Origin of the sequence: Enterobacter sp. GD03975 (assembly GCF_029838645.1) — a bacterium.
Taxonomy (GTDB): domain Bacteria; phylum Pseudomonadota; class Gammaproteobacteria; order Enterobacterales; family Enterobacteriaceae; genus Enterobacter; species Enterobacter quasihormaechei.
This window is the reverse complement of the sequence record NZ_JAOBZC010000001.1, coordinates 542,765-559,823: the sequence shown is the minus strand read 5'-3', so window position 1 is coordinate 559,823 and position 17,059 is coordinate 542,765. Positions and strand designations below refer to the sequence as shown.

At 55.6% G+C, this 17,059-nt stretch carries 16 protein-coding genes; 8 read left to right on the top strand and 8 right to left on the bottom strand.

The window, feature by feature from the left end; translation table 11 throughout:
• The first annotated feature begins 15 nt into the window (after positions 1 to 15).
• On the top strand, positions 16 to 2,091 hold the full coding sequence (ptrB, locus tag N5C09_RS02550) for an oligopeptidase B (protein ID WP_112792797.1): 2,076 nt from the start codon (positions 16 to 18) through the stop codon (positions 2,089 to 2,091).
• Here the strand turns inward: ptrB and exoX are convergent.
• The 3 genes from exoX to N5C09_RS02535 form a co-directional block, all read right to left on the bottom strand.
• Complete coding sequence (exoX, locus tag N5C09_RS02545) at positions 2,073 to 2,735, bottom strand: exodeoxyribonuclease X (protein ID WP_063450101.1); 663 nt, start codon at positions 2,733 to 2,735, stop codon at positions 2,073 to 2,075. The two genes, ptrB and exoX, sit on opposite strands and share 19 nt — an antisense overlap.
• 24 nt (positions 2,736 to 2,759) lie before the next feature.
• Positions 2,760 to 3,410 (bottom strand): carbon-nitrogen hydrolase family protein, encoded by a 651-nt coding sequence (locus N5C09_RS02540; protein ID WP_063868470.1) that lies wholly within the window; start codon positions 3,408 to 3,410, stop codon positions 2,760 to 2,762.
• Between the two features lie 111 nt (positions 3,411 to 3,521).
• Complete coding sequence (locus N5C09_RS02535) at positions 3,522 to 3,752, bottom strand: DNA polymerase III subunit theta (RefSeq protein ID WP_003859784.1); 231 nt, start codon at positions 3,750 to 3,752, stop codon at positions 3,522 to 3,524.
• Positions 3,753 to 3,889: 137 nt separating this feature from the next.
• Between N5C09_RS02535 and yobA the strand changes: the two genes are divergently transcribed.
• Genes yobA through N5C09_RS02520 form a run of 3 tightly spaced genes read left to right on the top strand, consistent with a single transcriptional unit; the run spans position 3,890 to position 5,487 of the window.
• Entirely contained in the window at positions 3,890 to 4,261 is a 372-nt protein-coding gene (yobA, locus tag N5C09_RS02530) for a CopC domain-containing protein YobA (RefSeq protein ID WP_279748469.1), read from the top strand.
• 1 nt (position 4,262) lies between these two features.
• A complete protein-coding gene (copD, locus tag N5C09_RS02525) occupies positions 4,263 to 5,132 on the top strand; it encodes a copper homeostasis membrane protein CopD (RefSeq protein WP_279748383.1) in 870 nt (289 codons plus the stop codon).
• Between the two features lie 16 nt (positions 5,133 to 5,148).
• Positions 5,149 to 5,487, top strand: coding sequence for a YebY family protein (locus N5C09_RS02520; RefSeq protein WP_063868473.1), 339 nt, complete (start codon positions 5,149 to 5,151; stop codon positions 5,485 to 5,487).
• A 367-nt stretch (positions 5,488 to 5,854) separates the two neighbouring features.
• Here the strand turns inward: N5C09_RS02520 and N5C09_RS02515 are convergent, their stop codons facing one another.
• Positions 5,855 to 6,835, bottom strand: coding sequence for a VirK/YbjX family protein (locus tag N5C09_RS02515; RefSeq protein WP_193037075.1), 981 nt, complete (start codon positions 6,833 to 6,835; stop codon positions 5,855 to 5,857).
• 159 nt (positions 6,836 to 6,994) lie between these two features.
• On the opposite strand from N5C09_RS02515, the gene pphA reads away from it, so the two are divergent.
• Positions 6,995 to 7,639, top strand: coding sequence for a protein-serine/threonine phosphatase (gene pphA, locus N5C09_RS02510; RefSeq protein WP_279748382.1), 645 nt, complete (start codon positions 6,995 to 6,997; stop codon positions 7,637 to 7,639).
• Positions 7,640 to 7,673: 34 nt separating this feature from the next.
• On the opposite strand, the gene N5C09_RS02505 is transcribed toward pphA, so the two are convergent.
• The 4 genes from N5C09_RS02505 to yebS form a co-directional block, all read right to left on the bottom strand.
• Complete coding sequence (locus N5C09_RS02505) at positions 7,674 to 7,913, bottom strand: YebV family protein (protein ID WP_279748381.1); 240 nt, start codon at positions 7,911 to 7,913, stop codon at positions 7,674 to 7,676.
• A 105-nt stretch (positions 7,914 to 8,018) separates the two neighbouring features.
• Positions 8,019 to 9,461 carry a 16S rRNA (cytosine(1407)-C(5))-methyltransferase RsmF gene (gene rsmF, locus N5C09_RS02500; protein WP_279748380.1) on the bottom strand — a complete coding sequence of 481 codons (1,443 nt, stop codon included), beginning with the start codon at positions 9,459 to 9,461 and terminating at the stop codon, positions 8,019 to 8,021.
• Between the two features lie 77 nt (positions 9,462 to 9,538).
• The gene (locus tag N5C09_RS02495; protein ID WP_102750892.1) at positions 9,539 to 12,172 is read right to left on the bottom strand and encodes a PqiB family protein; all 2,634 of its coding nucleotides are present in this window, start codon (positions 12,170 to 12,172) and stop codon (positions 9,539 to 9,541) included.
• The gene (gene yebS / locus N5C09_RS02490; protein WP_063449630.1) at positions 12,141 to 13,424 is read right to left on the bottom strand and encodes a membrane integrity lipid transport subunit YebS; all 1,284 of its coding nucleotides are present in this window, start codon (positions 13,422 to 13,424) and stop codon (positions 12,141 to 12,143) included. Before yebS ends, N5C09_RS02495 begins: the two co-directional genes overlap by 32 nt.
• Before the next feature lie 132 nt (positions 13,425 to 13,556).
• Between yebS and N5C09_RS02485 the strand changes: the two genes are divergently transcribed.
• From N5C09_RS02485 to prc, 3 genes are all read left to right on the top strand, one after another.
• Complete coding sequence (locus N5C09_RS02485; RefSeq protein ID WP_279748379.1) at positions 13,557 to 14,054, top strand: GAF domain-containing protein; 498 nt, start codon at positions 13,557 to 13,559, stop codon at positions 14,052 to 14,054.
• Between the two features lie 96 nt (positions 14,055 to 14,150).
• The gene (gene proQ, locus N5C09_RS02480) at positions 14,151 to 14,837 is read left to right on the top strand and encodes an RNA chaperone ProQ (protein WP_006811005.1); all 687 of its coding nucleotides are present in this window, start codon (positions 14,151 to 14,153) and stop codon (positions 14,835 to 14,837) included.
• 19 nt (positions 14,838 to 14,856) lie between these two features.
• The gene (gene prc / locus N5C09_RS02475) at positions 14,857 to 16,905 is read left to right on the top strand and encodes a carboxy terminal-processing peptidase (RefSeq protein WP_063868479.1); all 2,049 of its coding nucleotides are present in this window, start codon (positions 14,857 to 14,859) and stop codon (positions 16,903 to 16,905) included.
• Positions 16,906 to 17,059 lie beyond the last annotated feature (154 nt).

Sequence of the window (17,059 nt, the reverse complement as noted above, 5' to 3'; positions counted from 1 at the left end):
AAAAGTAAGAATGCCATGCCTCCAAAAGCCCGACGTACTCCTTATGCGATCGTCACGCATGGCGATACGCGTATAGATAACTACTACTGGCTGCGGGACGATTCTCGTTCCCGGCCAGAGGTGCTCGACTATCTGCACGAGGAAAACGACTATGGCCGAAAGGTCATGGCCAGCCAGCAGGCGCTTCAGGACAGGCTCCTGAGCGAAATGGTGCAGCGTATTCCCCAGCGCGATGTCTCAGCCCCGTGGTGCAAAAATGGCTATCGCTATCGCCATATTTACGAGCCGGGAAACGAATATCCCATCTATCAGCGCCAGTCGGTGCTGAGTGCCGAGTGGGACGAATGGGATATCCTGCTTGATGCCAACAAACGTGCGGCCCACAGTGAGTTTTACACGCTGGGCGGCATGTCGATTTCCCCTGATAACGCCATTATGGCGCTGGCGGAGGATTATCTTTCCCGCCGGCAGTACGGTTTGCGCTTCCGCAATCTTGAGACGGGGAACTGGTATCCCGAAATGCTGGATAATGTTTCCCCCGATTTTGTCTGGGGCAACGATTCAGAAACGGTCTACTACGTTAAAAAGCATGCCTCAACGCTGCTGCCTTATCAGGTCTGGCGCCACACGGTGGGGACCGATTCCGCCGACGACGAGCTGGTGTACGAGGAAAAAGACGAGACGTTCTACGTCAGCCTGCATAAAACCTCGTCTCGCCACTACGTGATTATCTTCCTTGCCAGCGCCACCACTTCTGAGGTGCTGCTGCTGGATGCCGAACTGCCGGATGCGCAGCCGCTGTGCTTCCTGCCGCGCCGTAAAGATCATGAGTACAGCCTGGATCACTTCCAGCACAGCTTTTACCTGCGTTCAAATCGCGAGGGGAAAAACTTTGGCCTTTATAAAACCAAAGTGCGCGATGAACGGAAGTGGGAAGTGTTAATTCCCGCGCGCGATCAGGTGATGCTGGAGGGGTTCACCCTGTTTACAGACTGGCTGGTGGTGGAGGAGCGTCAGCGCGGGCTGACCAGTATCCGCCAAATCAACCGCAAAACCCGCGAGGTGGTGGGTATTGCGTTTGATGACCCGGCTTACGTCACGTGGATTGGCTTTAACCCGGAACCGGAATCGTCCCGCCTGCGGTATGGCTATTCGTCGATGACCACCCCGGACACGTTATTTGAACTGGATATGGACACCGGGCAGCGTCAGGTGATTAAGCAGGCTGAGGTCCGGGGATTTGAGTCGGAGAATTACCGCAGTGAACACCTGTGGGTGACCGCGCGCGACGGCGTCGAAGTCCCCGTGTCTCTCGTCTACCACAAGGACCACTTCAACAAAGGCAAAAACCCCATCCTCGTCTACGGTTACGGCTCCTACGGATCCAGCATGGACGCCGATTTCAGCAGTAGCAGGCTGAGCCTGCTCGACCGCGGGTTTGTTTATGCGATTGCCCATATTCGCGGCGGCGGCGAGCTGGGTCAGCACTGGTATGAAGACGGTAAATTTCTCAAAAAGAAAAATACCTTTAATGATTACCTGGACGTCTGCGATGCGCTGCTCGCCCAGGGGTATGGCGATCCGCAGCTCTGCTTTGGCATGGGGGGCAGCGCCGGAGGCATGCTAATGGGCGCTGTGATTAACCAGCGGCCTGAACTTTTTAAAGGCGTTATCGCCCAGGTGCCGTTTGTGGACGTGGTGACAACCATGCTGGATGAGTCTATTCCGCTGACCACCGGTGAGTTTGAGGAGTGGGGGAACCCGCAGGATGAAACCTATTACCGGTACATGAAAGAGTACAGTCCGTACGATAACGTCGAGGCGAAAGCCTATCCGCATATGCTGGTGACCACCGGCCTGCACGATTCCCAGGTGCAGTACTGGGAGCCAGCGAAATGGGTGGCGAAGCTGCGCGAGCTGAAAACAGACGATAATCTGCTGCTGCTGTGTACCGATATGGACTCGGGGCACGGGGGGAAATCAGGGCGATTTAAATCCTATGAAGGGGTGGCGCTGGAGTATGCCTTTTTGATTGGCCTGGCGCAGGATACGCTGCCAGGCCGCGCGGGAACTCAGGCTTCGCCTAAATAATGCTTCAGCGTCAGGCGCAGTTCCGGGCTCATTCTGTCGAGGTTGTTGTACAGCCAGCGCAGGTAGCCCGGATCGTTGTCCGCGACTTCCGCTACCGGTTTCCCCCGGTATTTACCGAACGTGAAGGTGGTCAGTAGTGCGGGGCGGCCGGTAATGGTCGCCATATCGTCTGGCGTCCAGCCGGATGTATTCATGATATCAATCAGGAGCGCCGCGGTGATGTAGCAGTCATACAGGGCGCGGTGATGGTGTAGCCCTTCCGGCGTCCGCACGCTGAGTTTGCGCGACTTATACAGCGCCATATTGCTGTATTTGATCCCTGGCCACAGGCGGCGCGCCAGCTTCATGGTGCAAATCCATTCGCCGGGCATCTCCGGCAGCACACGGCGGTCAAAACTGGCGTTATGCGCGACGTACCACTGGCTGCCGTGGTAGAGGGGGATGATCTCTTCAATCCACGGCTTGTCCGCCACCATCGATTCCGTAATGCGATGAATGGCCATCGCCTGCGCACTGATGGGGCGATCCGGGCGCACCAGATGGCTCATTGGGTTGACTATCTTTCCGTCAATCACGTCGACAGAAGCGACTTCCACAATTCCGCCCTGCAAATCGCAAGTTTCGGTATCAATAACGCGTAGCATTGATCGCTCCTGATCCTAAAAGGCTTAGCCTAATGGAATGATATCGCCTTGCCAACCCTGTCGGCCTAAAGAACCGGTTAACAGCAGTTCGCCCTTGTCGGCACGCACGATAAGCTGACCTTTTTCATCCCATAACGCGCTGCCGCTGTGCGCGTTCGCCATCAACACCGCGATGGCGTATTTATGCGCGAAGCGTTGTAACGAACCGATGGACTGCCGCCAGCGGTGCTCGCCCACCGCCAGGCTGCTGGTGAACAGGGTTGCCTCCGGGTCCAGTTCCGGGGCGTCAGCCTGGTTATCAACGATGGATAGTCGTTTATCGCCAGGGATCACACCCGCACCGTTGCCCTGCGGATAACGCCGGATGGTCGACAGGCTGGGCGTGAAAAGCGCGAGTCCTTTCTGACGCTGGCCGTGTTGCTGGAGCGTAATACCGGCAATCACCGTGATGAAACGTGACTGCGCGGCGTGAAGGAGGGGAGCAAGCTGCAAATCGTCAGGCGGTGGGGGTAAAGTTGCCCCGCCAGGGCCGGTAAGGGAAAGCTCGGGAAAGACGACTAAATCGCACCCCTGGCAGGCCGCCTCGTCAATGAAGTGCAGGTGGTGTTTTACGTGCTCATCAACACAGTTGTGCCGCGGAGCATACTGGGCCGCGGCTATATTCCATCGTGACATCGTGACTTCCTTATACACTAAGTCGCTGGGATTTTAAGATTACACCTAAATTTATCAGGGTTTTCTTATCCTGCCACATAACGCGTAAGGAAGTGTAACGAGACGTTAAGCTTATTTAACTTTAGGTTCGTACGGCAGGCGTGAGAGGTTGACGGAAGCGAGGCGATGCGCGATCAGACGTTCGCGAAACCAGTCGCGCAGATGCGCAGGCTGTTCACGCTCTACCACTTCAGCCACGACGGGCATATTGTAACGCTCTTTGAATGCGACACCCGCGGCGGCGAGATCGACATTCACTTTGTCCATCTCGTCCTGAGGAAGGGCGGCCAGGTTAACGTTCATTTCCTTCTCCTTTTTCTGCGGCGGCAACGTTACCGCGATTGTTCAACGATGACAAGGGAGCAAAGGATGTTCCTCGACTCGTTAATTATACAGAGTTATTCTTTAGCATTCAGGCATAACGAAAAGGAATGATTGTGATGCACTTTACCCCTTCCCGCGTCGCGTGCGCGCTGGTTTTTCTGCTCTCTTCAGCAACCGCGCCCTCAGCTCTGGCCCATGCGCACCTTAAGCAACAATCCCCGCAGGAAAATACCGTCGTGACGGCACCCGACGTCATTACCCTGAATTTCTCGGAAGGAATTGAGCCAGCCTTTAGCGGCGTTGTGGTGACAAACGCGCAGAAGCACACGATCCAGACCGGTGCGGTGAAGCGTGACGAGAAGGATAACGCAAAGCTGATTGTTCCCCTTGAGAAACCGTTGCCGACCGGCACCTACACGGTGGACTGGCACGTGGTCTCCGTGGACGGCCACAAAACCAAGGGCAGCTATCACTTTAGCGTGAAATAGTATGCTGGCCCTGAGCTACGTAGCGTTACGCTTTATCCATTTTGCTGCGCTGATGCTGCTCTTCGGCAATGCGCTTTACAGCGTCTGGTTTGCACCGTCTTCGTTGCAGCGCCTCATGACGCAGCGTTTCCAGCGCCAGCAGAAAATCGCGGCTGTAATCAGCCTGATGGCTGCGCTGCTGATGTTCGGCCTGCAAAGTGGGTTAATGGGTAACGGCTGGGGCGACGTCATTAGCCCGGCGGTCTGGCACGGCGTGCTGGGGACGCAGTTTGGTGGCGTCTGGCTGTGGCAAATGGTTTTGGCCGCTGTGACCGCGGGCGCGGCATGGCTAACTCCGCAGAAAGGCTCGCGGCTGTTACTCCTGGCCATGGGGCAACTTGTGCTGCTGGCGGGCGTCGGACATGCCGCAATGAACGGCGGCGCACCGGGAGCGTTGCATCGTCTGAACCATGCGCTTCATCTGCTGTGCGCCGCGACCTGGGTGGGCGGGTTACTGCCGCTGCTGTTCTGTATGCGTCTGGCGAAAGGCCGCTGGCAGCCAGCCGCTATCTTCACCATGATGCGCTTCTCCCGCGTGGGGCATTACGCCGTTGGCGGCGTGCTGCTGACCGGGATCATCAACACGCTCTTTATTGTGGGCATAGACGTGCCGTGGCAGGCGCCTTATGTACGGCTGTTGTTGTTCAAATGTGCGCTGGTCATCATGATGGTGGCAATTGCGCTGGCGAATCGGTATTTTCTTGTGCCACGCTTTCGCCCTGATGCCGGGCGGGAACAACAGATTTTTATCAGGATGACACAGGCAGAAGTGGTGCTGGGCGCGCTGGTACTGGCGGCCGTCAGCCTGTTCGCGACCTGGGAACCCTTCTGACAAGGTTAAATAACATATGAAAAAGACGCTGCTTTCTCTTTTACTTCTCACCTGTGCCAGCAGTGCGCTGGCCGCGCCGCAGGTCATCACCGTCAGCCGGTTCGAGGTGGGCAAGGACAACTGGGCTTTCAACCGTGAAGAGGTCATGCTCACCTGCCGTCCCGGCCACGCGCTGTACGTCATTAATCCCAGCACGCTCGTGCAGTATCCGTTAAATGACGTTGCGGAGCAGCAGGTTGCCAGCGGCAAAAGTAACGGACAGCCTGTCAGCGTGATCCAGGTCGACGATCCGGCAAACCCCGGGCAGAAGAAGAGCCTGGCACCGTTTATTGAGCGCGCTGAAAAACTCTGCTAACAGTCAGGTTTCCAATAAAAAAAACCGCAGGTGCTTGTAAAAGCTCTGCGGTTTTTCACATTTAGTGATGTTTTAACGCTTTTTTTCAGGCCACTTTTACTGTGGACTGGAAAACCTGACGTCGTCATCTATTCTTAAAGGGCAAGGCGATTGAGCCTGCATTAATGCCAACTTTTAGCGCACGGCTCTCTCCCAAGAGCCATTTCCCTGGACCGAATACAGGAATCGTATTCGGTCTCTTTTTATCTGCTTCATAGTAAACGATAAAATCCGGTTTTCGTCTCAGCAGAAGGCTCACTTCCTGTGCGCCTGCTTAAAACATACCACAACCCGGCAGGCGTAAGTCCAGTCCTTTTTGGCTGTTTTGTTAAATTTTTGTTTGTTTTTCGCCTGAGGTCGACAAGGGCTCAATCCGCGCATTGACGGAAGCCGCAATATTATCGAGAAGCGCAAAGCGGCGGCGGTATTCTGCGCGTTTCTTGCTGGCGATCTCATCCAGCGATTTGCGCGCTATCCGCAGCGGCAGCTGCCAGCAAAGAGGTGAGAGCTGTTTTCCGTTCAGGCTTTCCCAGAACTCGTCGTAGCTGGCGTGGAAATGTCGGCCTTTGCTCAGCCGGTAGCGCAGGGCGCGAAATACGTGCCCCTCATCGCTGACGGCAAAGATAGCGCTGATGTTCGAGTGTGAGGCGAGCTGGAAGATCACCTCCATCAGCACGCGTTTCGGGAACAGCCCGTGGCAGGCGCGTGTGGCCTGCTTGATAACGTCACGCGAGACGCTGCGGCGCGGGCCCTGAAGGCCGCCAATCACCAGCACAGAGCGCCCGTTGCTGCGCGCAACGCAAAACGTCAGGCTGGCGAGAAGGGTATCTTCATGGTCGTGCAGCCACAGCGTACTTTCGCCCTCGCGTTCGGCCTTGCCCGCGGAGGAGGCTGTAACGGTATAGATCACCCCGTTTTTCGCCTCAAACTGCGCCACGGGCAACTCATTGGGGCTCGCGAGGGCGTGAGCGAGCATCCGGTCTTTCAGGCTGTCAATCCAGTGGTAGTGGCTGACGATGGCGTCGGCTCTGTCATTGGCGTTCAGGCCGCGCATCAGGTACTGACGGTGGGTTTTGCTCGGCAGCGTAATTTGCGCCGCCAGTAATCTGTCAAAATCATCGCGTCCGGATAGCGCCTCCAGCATACGATGGGTTGAAGACCAGAATAAAAGCGAGCGCAAAAGAAACTTCAGACGGTATTCCCGTTTTTGCCAGATAGGCCCTGGAACGCGTTTTCCCTTAATCAGTTCCGAAATAATATTTGTGCGATGCGGATAAAAAACATCATTTTGCAGGTGTAAGTTCGACACGTAAAAATCCCTCGTTTTATTGCGCTCTATTTTAGGGGGCCGCTAATAAAGGATTAATAGCGCGGCAGGGTTTATTTCCGGCTGGTTGAGGGTTTGTTGGGGTTTGTAATATCTGACTGGACATTTTCTGCTGCGGCTATACTTCAGAATGGAGGGCTTATGTATCAGAAAATAGAGGGTAAAGACTGGCGTCATGTCTGGGTTGTCAGCGATATTCATGGTTGCTATCAGCAGCTTTTAGATGCGCTGAAACGTCGGCATTTTAATCCTGATACGGATCTGCTGATCTCCGTGGGAGATATTATCGATCGCGGGCCTGACAGCGTAAAATGTTTACAGCTGATACAGGAAAACTGGTTTTATGCGGTGCGCGGCAATCACGAGCAAATGGCGTTAGATGCGCTGGAAAATAATGATTTTAGCCTGTGGTCGGTAAATGGCGGTATTTGGTTTAGCGCGCTTAAGGGTGAGCAACAAAAACAGGCGCTGACGTTACTCAAAGCCTGCCGGACCTTACCGCACGTCATTGAAATAACCTGCATAAATGGCCTGAACGTTGTGGCTCATGCGGATTATCCCTCAGCCGAATATGTCTGGCAAAAGCCGGTTGATGCCAGGCGCGTGCTGTGGGACCGCGATCGTTTAATGGGCTTTATGGTGGGTAAAGGCCAGGGCGTTAGCGGGGCGGATCACTTCTGGTTTGGACACACGCCCGTAGACAAGCGGTATGACTTTAACAATCTGCACTATATCGATACGGGGGCGGTGTTTGGGGGCTTTCTGACGCTGGTGCAGCTTCAGTAATAAATAACCCGCCTTCGGGCGGGTTCTCTTTGGGTCAGGCAAGACGCAGGACCCAGGCATCGGTTTTACTGTCGTAATGCTTACGGTACAGAACGGAATGTTCCCCATCGAGGATCGCCGGGACGCTGGTGTCTGCATCCCAGGCGTCCAGTTGCATGCACAAATCCGGATCGGATTTGCAGGGAATACTTAACGTTCGATCGCCTTGTGCTTCGCCGCGCAATTCAGCGTCGTCGATTTCAAAAGCGCCAATGCGTACGCTGGTTTTCGTCATAATGCTCTCCGGTTTGTTGCCCAAAATCTGGTATGACCAGTGAAGTCATCCATTTTTGATCCTAGACAAGGAGAGCGAAATCGCCAGTAAAAAAATGCGTTTTTTTCAGGCGGTGCGGCTGTTACCGGTAAACAGACGGCCATCGCGAACCAGTTCACGTGGATAACTGTTTTTCAGCCGCGAGCCGACTTTTTTCGCCAGACCCAGCGGAAAACCCTGATACGTCACGATCGTTTCATCCTGCGCCGGACCGTTTTCCGGATAAACGTCACGACCGCGATACCACTCCTCCGCTTCCTGATGCGTCAGGGCGAACGTGTTTTCATGACCAGCCAGCGCAATGACCGCTTCATGCTGCCAGCGATAGCCTTTGTTGTGGATCTCCGCCAGACGAATACCAAGGCGGGAGAAACGCACTTTACCCATCAGCGGTTCGATATGGGTCGGGAACAGCCACAGCTCTTTGTCACGCATCCAGAGGTGCAGGCTCTCATCCCAGCGCAGCCCCACTTTGTTTGCAGCCGCCTCCACCTGTGCCGCTTCACGGCCTTTAACCGGCGTGAAGGGGAATTTACCGACCTTAAACGTCGGCGCGGGCAGGGGCTCTACGGCGCCGGTTTTACGCAGGCGCGCGACGAAGAAACCTTCGCAATCGTAAATCTGCGGGAAGACATGGAGGAAGCCTTCAGGCGTGGCGGCTTCACTGGCCGAGTCAAACAGCGTATCCAGCGGTAAAAACTCGACGGCGTCCGGATAGCGCGCCTTCAGCCACAGGCAGACATCCTCGTTTTCATCGCGGTTCAGCGTGCAGGTGGAGTAAACCAGCGTGCCGCCGGGGCGCAGGGCATGGAACGCGCTGTCGATCAGTTCACGCTGCGTGGCGGCGATCTCAAGGTTGCTTTCAACGGACCAGTTTTTTAATGCATCAGGATCTTTTCGCACCACGCCTTCGCCGGAGCAGGGCGCATCAAGCAGGATGGCATCAAACGCTTCCGGCAGGGCAGTCCCAAAAACGCGACCGTCAAAGTGCGTCAACGCGACGTTGTGGATCCCGCAGCGGCTGATATTGGCGTGCAGAACCTTCACGCGGCTGGCGGAAAATTCATTGGCGAGGATCGCGCCGCGGTTGTTCATCCGGGCGGCAATCTGCGTGGTTTTAGAGCCCGGCGCCGCGGCGACATCCATCACCCGTTCAGGCTGGTTATCATCGGCAAACAGCGCGGCAACCGGCAGCATGGAGCTGGCTTCCTGAATATAAAACAGCCCGCTCAGGTGCTCGGCGGTGCTGCCGAGGGGCAAGCTTTCCTCGTCATCCCGCTCGATCCAGAACCCTTCTTCACACCACGGCACCGGCGTCAGTTGCCAGCCGTAGGGAGAGACGAGATCCAGAAATGCCCCGACGCTGATTTTTAGCGTATTGACGCGAATACTCCGGCGCAAAGGGCGCTGGCAGGCGGCGATGAAATCGTCGAATGAGAGATGAGCAGGAAGCGCCTCGCGCATCTGCGCGAGGAATTGTTCGGGAAGAAATACGGAGTTTTGAGCCACGGGCACACCACAGGGAAACATTCAGGCGCGCAGTGTAACATAAAGGCTCCGGCGCGTTGACACCGGAGCCTGCGAGATTAACGCGGCAGCGCCGTTCCCCATTCGCGCCACTCTTTCGGTTCACTTTCCAGCAGCAGGAAGTGTTTACCTGCCTGCGCTTTAGGTGCCAGAGGCGTGCCAGGCGGCGTTGCGAAGGCAATGCCGCCGCGAATGAACTGGTTAAAGGTCCCCGTTTTCACCACGCCGCCGGTCAGGCCGAAGTCGAGGGAGTAACCTGAAGCCAGCCAGAACACTGAGTTGTTGCGGACCAGATGCTGATAACGCTGGCTGATGCGCAGGCCGACCATCACGCGATCGGACAGATTACCCAGCGTCAGGCTGGTTACCGTCCCTACCTCAATGCCGCGGAACAGCACCGGCGTGCCGATGCCCAGCGAACCGGCTTCCGGCACTTCAACCACGATGCTCAGACCGTCCAGATAGCGGGAGTCGGTGATGGTCGCCTCCTGCAACTCAAACTCACGACGCGCGTTGCCGCGACCCGGTTCAACGTTAATGTACGGCTGAAGTATAGTGTCGAGGTGCTCAACCCCTGCGGCAGAAATTTGCGGCGTAACCACCGAGAAGCGCGAGCCAGCGCGGGCAAACGTCTGCACATATTCCGGATAAAGCACGGCGGTTGCCTGGACTTCATTGCGCGCGGTGATGAGCTTCAGCTTCTGGACCTGCCCGATATCAATGCCGAGATAGCGGATAGGCATCCCCTCCGCCAGTTTACCGGCGTCAAAGGTATGTAGCGTAATCTGTCCCCCGACGGCGCGCGCTGCGGTTTCAGACGGGAAGAGGATCCGCTTGTCACCTTTACGCATGTTGCCGCCCGCGCCGCTCAGGTTGTCAAAGCTGATCGCACCGCGCAGGGCACGGGAGAGGGGAGACGCCTGTACGGTCAGGCCGCTGCCGTTAAGCTGCACCTTCGCGCCGCCTTCCGCCCAGAACACGCTGTTTGGCGTGAGCAGCTTGCGGTACTCCGGCTTGATGTGCAGTTCGATATCAAACGCGTCCGCGCGAGGGCGAACGGTGATCACTTCCCCGACCTCAAACTTGCGATAGAGCACCACGGAGCCCGCCTGGACATCCGGCAGCGTTTCAGCACTTAAGGTCAGCGTGGTGGTCGGCAGGTCGCCCATGCTGTTTTCAATGGCTTTGTCCAGATTTGCGAACAGCGGATAGCTCTCGCGCAACGCACCTTTGCTGCCCGGCAGAATGCGGATCCCGCCGTTGACCCACTCGCTGGCGCTGGCGCCGAGGAACTCAACGCCGTCCAGGCCCACCTTCACGTCGACCCGGCTGTTGACCACAAATTTACTGTCGCCGTGAACCAGATTGCTGTACTGCGGATCGATGGCGGCGGAGAAGGAGACCCCTTTTTCTGTCAGCTTACGTTCGAGAACCTGGCCTACCTGCACACCGTGCAGGATCAGCGGCTGTCCGGCTTCGATGCCATAGCTCTCCGGTGCATTCAGGGTAATCGTTTGCACGCCCGGCTTTTGCAGCAGCGCTTTATCCGCCGGGGCGATAACAAAGGTTTTATTCGGCTGGCCTTCTCCCGGGATCAGCTCGAAGGTACTGCCGGTCAGCAGCGAACTGATGCTGGCGTCGCTGAGCGACAGCTTCGGATTACGCAGCTCGATACGCGTCTTCTCCCGCAGGAGATCGACAACGCTTGGATCCACGGTCATCTCGCCGGTGACGGAGCCGCCTGCATTGAGGGTTAATTTCGTCAGTTGGCCGACCTCTAATCCCTGGTACATCAGCGGGGTCGAGCCGGCTTTCAGTCCTTTAGCATCCGGCAGGGTCAGCTTGACGATGACGCCGCGCTGGCTGTGCGCCAGGTCAGCATACAGGCCAAACGTATCTTCAGCGGCGGCAGGGCTTGAGCCTTCCGGGGAATCGAAGGCGATAGCGCCATTCACCAGCGCCGCCAGGCTCTCAAGCTTCACTTTCGCACCGCTTAAGCTCAGATCGGCATCGACGCCGGAGACGTTCCAGAAGCGGCTGCCTTTTTTCACCAGGCTGGTAAAGCGCCGTTCGATCAGCACGTCGATGGTCACGCCGTCTTTGTTCGGGTTAATGGCGTAATCATACACGCGGCCAACCGGAATTTTGCGGAAATAGACCAGAGAACCGCTGTTCAGCGATCCTAAATCCGGCGCGCGGAGATGGATCATCAAATCACCGTTATTCAGCCGGTATTTTGGCTGCGTATCCAGCGCAACGAAGTGATCCTGCGGCTCACCTTTACCGGGCATCATGCCGATATAGTTTCCGCCCACGAGCGCATCCAGCCCGGAAACGCCGGCCAGCGAGGCTTTTGGCGTTACCAGCCAGAACTGCGTTTCGGCGCGCAGCGCGTCCTGCATATCGGACTTAATGCTCGCCCGTACCTGGATTTTGTTCAGCCCTTTGCCGAGGGAGATATCCTGCACGGTACCCACTTCCACCCCCTGGAAGCGAACGGGGGTACGTCCGGCGACAATGCCATCCGCAGACTGGAAATCAATCGTGATGGTACTTCCGCGATCTTCATAGCTCGTCCAGATAAGCCAGCCTGCGATCATCAGCGCGATGACAGGCAGCAGCCAGAATGGCGAAATACGACGTTTTGTTTTAATTCTCGCTTCAGTCGGCGAAGCGGGCGTTTCCTGACTCATGTGCGTCCCAAAGTAAGCGGCTGTCCAGCCATTCCACTGCAAGAATAGTCAATATCACCGCAGAGCCGAAATAAAAAGCTGCGGGTCCCATGGTAAAAGCAAGTAACTGATCGCGATTGATGAGCGACATCATCAGCGAAATCACGAACAGATCCAACATCGACCAGCGACCGATCCAGGTCACGAATCGCAGAAGCAGGATGCGGGTGCGGAGTCCTTGTTCGCATTTAAAGTGAATGCTGATAAGTAGCGTAAACATCACCACCACTTTGGTAAAGGGCACCAGAATACTGGCGATAAAAACAATCGCGGCGACCCCCACGTTACTGTGCGCCAGAGAAATAATCCCGGAGAGGATCGTATCTTCCTGGCGGGCGCCGTTTACGTAAATCACCGAGATGGGCAGCATGTTGGCCGGGAACAAAAATACCAGAGAGGCGATAAGCGCCGCCCAGCATTTTTGCAGGCTATTGTTGCGCCGCAATCTTAGCGGAATATGGCAGCGCGGGCACCTGCCGCGTTTATCCGGAAAACCGGTGTAATGACATCCCAGGCAGACGCGCAGGTTTTCATCAGGCCGCGTCGCGGGGCGCTGGGGGTAAAAGCGCTCCCAGAGCTGTTCAACGTTCAGATGGATCATGGTCAAAATGCTCAGCAGGACCAGCGATATGAATGCAAAAAGGCCAATGCCGGGCTGTAAAAACGCGTAATCCTGCACCTTGATGGAGGCCACGCCGACGCCCACCAGATAGATATCCAGCATGACCCACTCTTTGAGCTTATCCAGCATCAGCAGCACCGGGCGCAGGTTCATCCCCAGAATATTGCCAAACCACAGGTAGGCAATCGCCGCGACCAGCACCAGCGGCGCGCCGACGACGCAGAATAGCACCATCGCGCCGGTGAGCGGATCGCCCTCGCGCGTCATCTGCCAGATCCCCTGAAATACGTTGGCGTCGATGCGCACGCCCAGAAGATAGAGCTTCAGCAGCGGTTCGGTCCAGGCAAACGGCATCAGCAGCAGCATGGTGACCGCCATTGCGGCCAGACGCGTTAGCGACCAGTCTCGTCCATCGCGAATTTTGGCATCGCAGCGAGGACAAAAGGCGCTTTGGTGCGATTTCATCTTCGGCAACATAAAAAGCGTATCGCACTGGGGGCAACGCTGATAATGTGCACGAGGCAAAGCTTCGCTTACCGTATGGATAACGATCTTTCCTGTCGGCGTAATTTTGGGTGTTTTTATGGCCATGAGTCGCGCACGGTTTAGTATTGTTGAAAGTTATAATAACTCATGTACGGATTCATCTTGAGCATGAGCGCATTTAATGCTTATTTTAATAGGCTATGCGGTAAATTTGTAAGTTAACTAAGTGATTGAAGAATGAACAAAACAGAATTCTACGCGGATCTGAATCGCGATTTTAAAGCATTAATGGCAGGGGAAACCAGTTTCTTAGCCACTCTGGCAAATACCAGCGCGTTGCTCTTCGAACGCCTCTCTGACGTGAACTGGGCCGGCTTTTATCTTCTGGAAGACGACACGCTGGTGCTTGGGCCGTTTCAGGGCAGGCTGGCCTGCGTTCGCATTCCGGTAGGGCGCGGCGTGTGCGGTACCGCCGTGGCAACGCGTGAGGTTCAGCGCGTTGAAGACGTCCACGCGTTTGACGGCCATATTGCCTGTGATGCCGCAAGCAACGCTGAAATCGTACTGCCGCTGGTGGTAAAAAATCAGATTATTGGCGTTCTGGATATCGACAGCACGGTCTTCAGCCGCTTCACTGCCGAGGACGAACAGGGGCTGCGCACGCTTGCGGCGAACCTGGAAAATGTTCTTGCAGAGACCGATTATCATAAATTCTTTGCGAGCGTCGCAGGATAATCAACGGATAACGTAGCATTTACTGATAGCGTCATTATAATGTCGCCTGTTCATGCCTGCGCTTGTTGGCAACGTCCGTTGTAATCAGGAAATTTCATGGAAAATCAACCTAAGTTGAATAGCAGTAAAGAAGTTATCGCATTTCTGGCCGAGCGTTTCCCGCAGTGCTTCAGCGCTGAAGGTGAAGCGCGTCCTCTGAAAGTCGGTATCTTTCAGGATCTGGTCGCGCGCGTTGAGGGGGAGATGAACCTCAGCAAAACGCAGCTTCGCTCTGCATTACGCCTTTATACCTCGAGCTGGCGTTACCTGTACGGTATCAAGCCGGGTGCGACCCGTGTCGACCTTGACGGCAACCCGTGCGGTGAGCTGGACGAACAGCACGTAGAACATGCGCGTAAGCAGCTTGAAGAAGCCAAAGCTCGCGTGCAGGCACAGCGTGCGGAACAGCAGGCGAAAAAACGCGAAGCCGCAGCGGCAAACGGTCAGGAAGACGCCCCTCGTCGCGAGCGTAAACCGCGCCCGGCACCGCGTCGTGCAGAAAATAACGATCGCAAACCGCGTGCTGACAAACCAGCAGCTAAAGCCCCACGTGCGCCGCGCGAAGAGCCGCGCCACACCCCGGTTTCTGACATCAATGCGCTGAGCGTGGGTCAGTCTCTGAAGGTGAAAGCGGGTAACAACGCGATGGACGCCACCGTACTGGAAATCACCAAAGATGGCGTTCGTGTACAGCTGACTTCTGGTATGTCAATGATTGTACGCGCAGAACACTTGTTGTTCTGAAACGGAGGCCGAGCCTGGCATGAACACTTTTTTTAAGCTCACCGCGTTGGCTGGCCTGTTTGCTATAACAGGCCACGCTTTCGCTGTGGACGATATTACGCGTGTCGATCAAATTCCGGTTCTCAAGGAAGAGACTCAGCACGCGACGGTGAGTGAGCGCGTGACGTCGCGCTTTACTCGTTCGCACTATCGTCAGTTCGATCTCGATCAGGCCTTTTCGGCCAAAATCTTTGACCGTTATCTGAACTTGCTGGATTACAGCCATAACGTACTGCTGGCCAGCGATGTCGAACAGTTCGCGAAACGCAAATCCGAAGTGGGTGATGAGCTGCGCTCCGGAAAGCTGGATCTGTTTTACGATCTCTACAACTTATCGCAAAAGCGCCGTTTTGAACGTTATCAATACGCGCTCAAAGTGCTGGAACGTCCAATGGACTTCACCGGCAACGACACCTTTAATCTGGACCGCAGCAAAGCGCCATGGCCGAAAGACGAGGCTGAGCTGAATGCGCTGTGGGACGGAAAAGTCAAATATGATGAACTGAGCCTCAAGCTCACCGGCAAAGACGAGAAAGAGATCCGTGAGACGTTAAACCGTCGCTACAAGTTCGCTATTCGTCGTCTGGCGCAGACCAACAGTGAAGACGTTTTTTCACTGGCGATGACCGCGTTTGCGCATGAAATTGACCCGCACACCAACTATCTCTCTCCACGTAACACCGAACAGTTCAATACCGAAATGAGCCTGTCTCTGGAAGGTATTGGTGCAGTGCTTCAGATGGACGATGACTACACCGTTATCAACTCCATGGTGGCCGGTGGCCCTGCGTCTAAAAGTAAAGCGATCAGCGTAGGCGACCGCATTGTCGGTGTTGGTCAGACCGGAAAGAGCATGGTGGACGTGATTGGCTGGCGTCTTGATGACGTTGTTGCGCTGATCAAAGGGCCGAAGGGCAGCAAAGTGCGCCTGGAGATCCTGCCAGCCGGTAAGGGCACCAAAACCCGCATCATTACCCTGACCCGGGAGCGTATCCGTCTGGAAGATCGCGCGGTGAAAATGTCGGTGAAAACCGTGGGGAAAGAGAAGGTTGGCGTACTGGATATCCCGGGCTTCTACGTTGGCCTGACCGATGACGTGAAAGTGCAGCTACAGAAGCTTGAGAAGCAGAATGTCAGCAGCGTGATCATTGACCTGCGCAGCAACGGCGGCGGGGCACTGACCGAAGCCGTCTCGCTGTCTGGGCTGTTTATCCCGTCTGGCCCGGTGGTGCAGGTGCGCGATAACAACGGTAAAGTGCGTGAAGATGCCGATACCGATGGCGTGGTCTACTATAAGGGGCCGCTGGTGGTCCTTGTCGATCGCTTCAGTGCCTCAGCATCGGAAATCTTTGCTGCCGCCATGCAGGATTATGGCCGGGCGTTAATTGTCGGCGAACCGACGTTTGGCAAGGGCACCGTACAGCAGTACCGCTCTCTGAACCGTATTTATGACCAGATGCTGCGCCCTGAATGGCCGGCGTTGGGTTCAGTACAGTACACCATTCAGAAGTTTTACCGCGTCAATGGCGGCAGTACGCAGCGTAAGGGCGTCACGCCGGACATCATGATGCCGACAGGTACTGAAGAGACGGAAACCGGCGAGAAGTTTGAAGATAACGCGCTTCCGTGGGATAGCATCGATGCCGCGACATTCGTGAAATCGGGTGATATGAAGCAGTTCGGACCGGAACTGTTGAAAAATCATAACGATCGCATTGGGAAGGATCCTGAATTCCAGTACATCATGAAGGACATTGCGCGTTTCAACGCACTGAAAGCGAAACGGAACATTGTGTCTCTGAACTACGCCCAGCGTGAGAAAGAGAACAATGAAGATGACGCGACGCGACTGGCGCGTATCAACGATCGCTTCAAGCGTGAAGGTAAGCCTCTGCTCAAAAAACTGGACGATCTGCCTAAGGATTACCAGGAGCCCGATCCGTACCTGGACGAGACGGTGCATATCGCGCTTGATCTCGCGACGCTGGAAAAAGATAAACCTGCCGTGCAACCTGCTCCGGCAAAATAACTCCCCAACAGGCACAAGAGATTGTGCCTGTTTCTTTTTGTTCTGCATCCTTCCGTCAGGCAGATTTCCAATTGTGTAAAGTTGTGTCTTTCTGGTGACTTACGCCGTCTGGATGCTTGAAAATACCCGCAATACCCATACGATGTGGGTAATC